This is a genomic window from Luedemannella helvata (assembly GCF_039528415.1).
Classification (GTDB): Bacteria; Actinomycetota; Actinomycetes; order Mycobacteriales; family Micromonosporaceae; genus Luedemannella; species Luedemannella helvata.
This window is the reverse complement of the sequence record NZ_BAAALS010000133.1, coordinates 1-576: the sequence shown is the minus strand read 5'-3', so window position 1 is coordinate 576 and position 576 is coordinate 1. Positions and strand designations below refer to the sequence as shown.

The following is a 576-nucleotide window of genomic DNA, read 5'->3' as shown; positions in this document are numbered from 1 at the left end:
CCGCCCGCCGTGCTCGCGTTCGTGGTCGGCGGCGTGCCGCTCATGATCTCGGTGCTCGCGATCTACTCGGTCGTCAACGTCGTGCTGCAGGTGCTCGTGCAGCCGAAGTTCGTCAGCGACGCCGTCGACCTCTCCCTGACACTGAGCTTCGTCTCGGTGGTGTTCTGGACGTTCGTGATCGGTCCGCTCGGCGCCATCCTGTCGATCCCCCTGACGCTGCTCGTGCGCGACGTCCTGCTCGACCGCGATCCGGACGCGCGATTCCTGCGCTGGCTGTCGGGGGACGCCAGAGTCCCCCAGCAGACATCCAGCGGATCTCCCTAGACCGGCCCGGCGGCGGCGGGGGCGAAGTTGCTCGGCTAGTCTGGCGCCCATGACGAGAGCGCTCCCGTCGTGGAACGACGGTCCGGCTCGCGAGGCGATCCTCCGGTTCGTGGCTTCGGTCTGCGAAGGGCCCGATGCGCTCCCCGAGGAGGAGCGCTTCCCCGTCTTCGACAACGACGGCACGCTCTGGGTGGAGAAGCCCGTCCCGACGCAGCTGCACTTCGTCATCGATCAGTGGCGCGCAGAGGTCGA

Annotated in this window: 1 protein-coding gene and 1 pseudogene; both read left to right on the top strand. The window is 68.4% G+C overall.

The genetic code is table 11. From position 1 onward, the window contains the following. A partial coding sequence (locus ABD191_RS29115) for an AI-2E family transporter (protein WP_344089196.1) occupies positions 1 to 324 on the top strand: 324 nt, incomplete at its 5' end. 49 nt (positions 325 to 373) lie between these two features. Then, a pseudogene (locus ABD191_RS29110) lies at positions 374 to 576 on the top strand (hypothetical protein); the annotation flags it as partial.